General features: G+C 49.0%; 3 protein-coding genes, 1 pseudogene and 1 riboswitch. All 4 genes and pseudogenes read left to right on the forward strand.

The genetic code is table 11. The features are described 5' to 3' along the window. Positions 1-212: 212 nt before the first annotated feature. Positions 213-641, forward strand: a pseudogene (locus JHD74_RS27135) (outer membrane beta-barrel protein); the annotation flags it as partial. A gap of 294 nt (positions 642-935) precedes the next feature. Next, a riboswitch (Fluoride riboswitch) is annotated at positions 936-1,010 on the forward strand. 105 nt (positions 1,011-1,115) lie between these two features. Then, complete coding sequence (locus JHD74_RS25375) at positions 1,116-2,018, forward strand: manganese-dependent inorganic pyrophosphatase (protein WP_199063822.1); 903 nt, start codon at positions 1,116-1,118, stop codon at positions 2,016-2,018. 3 nt (positions 2,019-2,021) lie between these two features. Further along, positions 2,022-2,450 (forward strand): universal stress protein, encoded by a 429-nt coding sequence (locus JHD74_RS25380; protein WP_199063823.1) that lies wholly within the window; start codon positions 2,022-2,024, stop codon positions 2,448-2,450. 14 nt (positions 2,451-2,464) lie between these two features. Further along, entirely contained in the window at positions 2,465-3,745 is a 1,281-nt protein-coding gene (eno, locus tag JHD74_RS25385) for a phosphopyruvate hydratase (protein WP_074029731.1), read from the forward strand. Positions 3,746-4,581 lie beyond the last annotated feature (836 nt).

Here is a 4,581-nt window from a genome sequence, read left to right on the forward strand (position 1 = left end):
CCCCCCCCCCCCCCCCCCCCCCCCCCCCCCCCCCCCCCCCCCCCCCCCCCCCCCCCCCCCCCCCCCCCCCCCCCCCCCCCCCCCCCCCCCCCCCCCCCCCCCCCCCCCCCCCCCCTTTTTTAGTTGGCATCGTCGGCAGCGTCAGATGTGTATAAGAGACAGTTGCTCCGCTATCTGCACTTGCGGGGCAGGAGCTATCTTTAAATTCAGGTGTTACTTATATAGAAGGTAATGATGCAGGTGGTCATATACAAATAGGATATCAATATGATTTTACAAAAAACCTAGGCATTTATACTGGCTATGCGTATGGGCATGCAAACGTAGCTGGCGACACAACCTTCATCATTTCAGATGGTTACGCTCATCCTGAAAACATAACCTATCATACAATTCCGCTCGCCTTGCAAGCCACGCTGCCTTTGGGGCATCATTCACTCTATATTCGAGCAGGCACTAATATTTATCATGAGGATAATACTATTGAGAGTAAAAACGGACTTGGCCTTTATGGCGCCATTGGGTGGAAGTATTATTTTGGTGATGAGCGACATTGGAATATCGGCTTATCTTATCAACGTATGAAAATGCACAATTACAATGCAAACATAGGGACATTTGATATAGGATATGGCTTTTAGTGATTAATCGGCTATTATTCCATCACTGGAGCACTCCCAATTCTACAGACTGCTTCTGTCCTCACGATGAGGCCTTTTCGAAGGCCTCTTGACAGATGCCGCTGTGATAACGGTGGCGCCGGGTCCGGTTGTAGAGTACTTCAATGTAGTCGTGAAACGTAATTCAGAATAATAAAATTCACCTAGAATTCAAAGTAGTGAAGCTTTAAACGATTTTCTGAATGTCAGGAAAAAATGATCACGGTCAAAGTAGGCGGCATTTTTGTTGCACAGATTATAATTTTGCCCTATGCTTTTTTTCAAGGTGATGGTGTTCCACCTTTCCCAACCGCCGGGCTGTCCAGTTCGGATGATGACGCCTGATATACATTTTTGCTTTTATCCTTAGGCACGTATGTCAGGTACACTTATGAAAAAAAATCATCTTTTACCTTTGATCTTTCTTGCGTCTGATACCTCAGAGGAGACGCTGAAATGATCTATGTCTTTGGCCATCAGAATCCCGACAGCGACAGCATCTGCAGCGCGCTCATTACAGCAGACTGGCTGACAAATCTCGGCAAGCGCGCGACTCCTTTTAGGCTCGGTGACATTACACCTGAAACGGCGTTTATTCTGCAGCAGGCCGGAGTAGCCCCTCCCCCCTTGCTCGACGAAGACCTCAGTGGCAAACAGGTATGGCTGGTCGACTTTACCGATCTGGAACAGGGCCCTTCCTCACTTGCCGACGGCAACATTGTTGGCATCATAGACCATCACCGGCTGGGCACGGTTATGACACAGGATCCTCCGGATGTTTGGATACGTTCCTACGGCTGCTGTGCCACGGTGATCTGGCAAATCCTTACCCTTGAAAATCCTCAGCCGATCTCTTCATCTCAAGCCATCCTGATGTTAGGAGCGATACTGAGTGATACTGTTGCGCTCACATCACCTACCACTACAGCTCATGACATCGCTGCCGTGCAGTCATTATTCTCCATAAGCCAACTCAATTATGACTCTTTCGTGAAAGAGTTGCTGATCGCGAAAACAGATATTGGGGGGCAAACACCAGACTCACTTCTTAAGAAAGACGCCAAGCGCTACCGGATTAACGCCCAGTCGGTGCTGCTTTCTCAAATCGAAGTCGCCAGCATGTCAGCAGTAGATGCAATGCTCGCTGACCTACTTATCGCATTAACAAAAGAGTGTCAGTCCGGCGATTTTGACATTGCGATGTTGGCTGTCACGGACATCTTTAAGAAAAACACAACGATATATTTCTCAGAAAATAATGCGCTCAATTTAACGTGTCTGTCTCTTCCAGGCATTATAAGCAGGAAAAAAGAGATACTGCCGTGGCTGACGGATACTTTCTCAACCTCCTCGAGGTAGTCAATGCAAATGTATAAACATGCTCTGTTAATGCTCAGCGATGAAACCGACGGCCAGTTTCTGCTTCAAAGTGTCGCCAGGAGTTTTCATGAACAAGGGACGGCGATCACCCTTGGACACCTCACTTCAAATCTTCAAGAGTTAGACATTACCTCAGACTCTTTAACGAAAGACCGGCAGTCTGCTGAAATTATTGCGGCAAAAGCAATGCTTAGTCGGTTAGTGAAGACAGTCAATTTTCCCGTGGATGTGAAAGAGATAGTGACGATCAGCCGCTTTAAAGACCTAGAGGCCTACGTCGCCGATGCGGGTGTAGATCTGGTCATTATGGGACATAAAAACAGACTTTTCGGGATGCTCTCTTCCCATTCAATTGAATTCGTCAACCATCTGACCGTTGACGTGTTGATTAAGCATATTGCAACCAACTGATATTAGAGGTTTATATGAGCTTTATTATTGAAACAATCCATGCCCGTGAAATCCTGGACTCTCGGGGTAACCCAACCCTGGAAGTCGATGTTTCAACCCAATGCGGTACTGTTGCAAGAGCCTCCGTCCCCTCCGGAGCAAGTACCGGTTCGCGAGAGGCTATAGAGCGCCGCGATGGTGATAAAACGCGCTTCGGCGGGAAAGGTGTCCTCAACGCGATCAAAAGCGTTAACACTGAGATTCATAACAGCCTTAAAGGGCATGATGTACGCGATCAGCGCGGCATTGATAACATTATGATTGCCCTGGATGGGACGGATAATAAAGCGCGCCTGGGGGCAAATGCTATTTTGGGCGTTTCATTGGCCGTATCACGGCTCGCCGCTCAACTATCTCATACGCCTTTGTACCGCTATCTTGGTGGGATTGGGGCAAATCTGCTGCCGGTGCCTTGCATGAATATCATCAATGGGGGCGTTCATGCCCGCGGTCAGGGGGCTGACTTTCAGGAATATATGATTGCGCCTTACGGCGCACCAACGTTCAGGGAGGCCATGCGTTGGGGTAGTGAAGTATACCAGTCGCTTCGTCAGGTTCTTCTTGAAATGGGCCTGTCAACCGGTGTGGGCGATGAAGGAGGTTTTGCTCCGGCAGTTTCTTCAAATCGTGAACCGCTGGAACTGATTGTCCTTGCCATAGAGAGAGCTGGGTTCCGCCCTAATGAAGATATCGTTATCTGTATGGACCCAGCCTCCAGTGAGTTTTATCGAAACGGAAAATATCATCTGCGTACGGAGAATGCCGAGCTGACCTCGCAGGAGATGGCGGACTACTACCAGATGCTGGTTAAAACCTTCCCGATTGTCCTTATTGAAGATGGCCTCGCGGAAGATGACTGGGCAGGATGGAAAATTCTGCATGATCGATTGGGAGATCAGATTGAACTGGTTGGTGACGATCTGTTTGTGACCAATGTGAAGTATATACAGCGCGGGATTGATGAAAATCTTGCGAATGCTGCATTGATTAAACTCAATCAGATTGGCTCCCTGAGTGAAACCTTTGATGCGGTTCAGCTCTGCCATGACAACAACTGGGGTGCCTTTATCTCACACCGCAGCGGAGAGACGATCGACAGCTTTATCGCCGATATGACAGTGGCTATGCGTGCAGGTCATCTCAAAACAGGAGCCCCGTGCCGGGGTGAGCGTATCGAAAAATACAACCAGCTCATGCGAATTGAGGATGAGTTGGGTTCGTCAGCACAGTTTGCAGGAAAGTCAGCCTTTAAATAACCTATTATGGCAATAACCCTGGCGAACCGCCGGGGTTATTAATGGATATATATTTATTCTTTCTATGCTTACACCTGCGATGCAAAGCTTGATTGTCATAAACAGGAAAGCAAACTGACCAAAGCTACTGAATATCGGGCACATGCCCCCAGAAGCGGAGATTTCCCTTGCAGTGAGCCGTGTATCATAAGCAGAAAATAGTCCCTGAGTCTGGTAATCTACCAGGCTTGAGTTCCTTGGTTTTAAGCCTTCCGGCTAACTAGCTAGGGTACAGCAAGACACTAATTCAGGATTATGTGATTGATTATAGGGATATAAAAGTATGATTGCCGAACATACCGCGTTTTTCGCCAGCCCCTCCAAGCGATGTGATGATGTGTCAGCCATCGAGCGTAGAATAGCGACAAAGACGCTCTACTTATTGCTTTCTCCCGTTTTCATACTTGTTTTCATTGCATCTCTGGCTACGCCAACCCTATTTTTTATCGAGGGTGATACCTTTCTACTTGGTGTTTTATTTTTATTGATCCTTCTCCCCTTGAATTATTTATTCTTTAAAAGAATTAGCGACAACTTAAAATTAAAGCATGGAGAGGTATACTTTAACGTCACCTCTCAAGGTGTTTTTTATACGCGATACAACGATCTGTCAGGCGGTGTAAGTCATTATCAGCTACCTGTCTCTTATACACATCTGACGCTGCCGACGATGCCAACTAAAAAGGGGGGGGGGGGGGGGGGGGGGGGGGGGGGGGGGGGGGGGGGGGGGGGGGGGGGGGGGGGGGGGGGGGGGGGGGGGGGGGGGGGGGGGGGGGGGGGGGGGGGGGGGGGGGGGG

This window comes from Serratia sp. ASV30 (assembly GCF_016428815.1).
GTDB classification, from domain to species: Bacteria; Pseudomonadota; Gammaproteobacteria; order Enterobacterales; family Enterobacteriaceae; genus Chania; species Chania fonticola_C.

Excerpts from the sequence above, each read along its gene's own strand:
- JHD74_RS25375 (WP_199063822.1), top strand. The coding sequence starts at position 1,116 with ATGATCTATGTCTTTGGCCATCAGAATCCCGACAGCGACAGCATCTGC.
- JHD74_RS25380 (WP_199063823.1), top strand. The coding sequence starts at position 2,022 with ATGCAAATGTATAAACATGCTCTGTTAATGCTCAGCGATGAAACCGAC.
- eno (WP_074029731.1), top strand. The coding sequence starts at position 2,465 with ATGAGCTTTATTATTGAAACAATCCATGCCCGTGAAATCCTGGACTCT.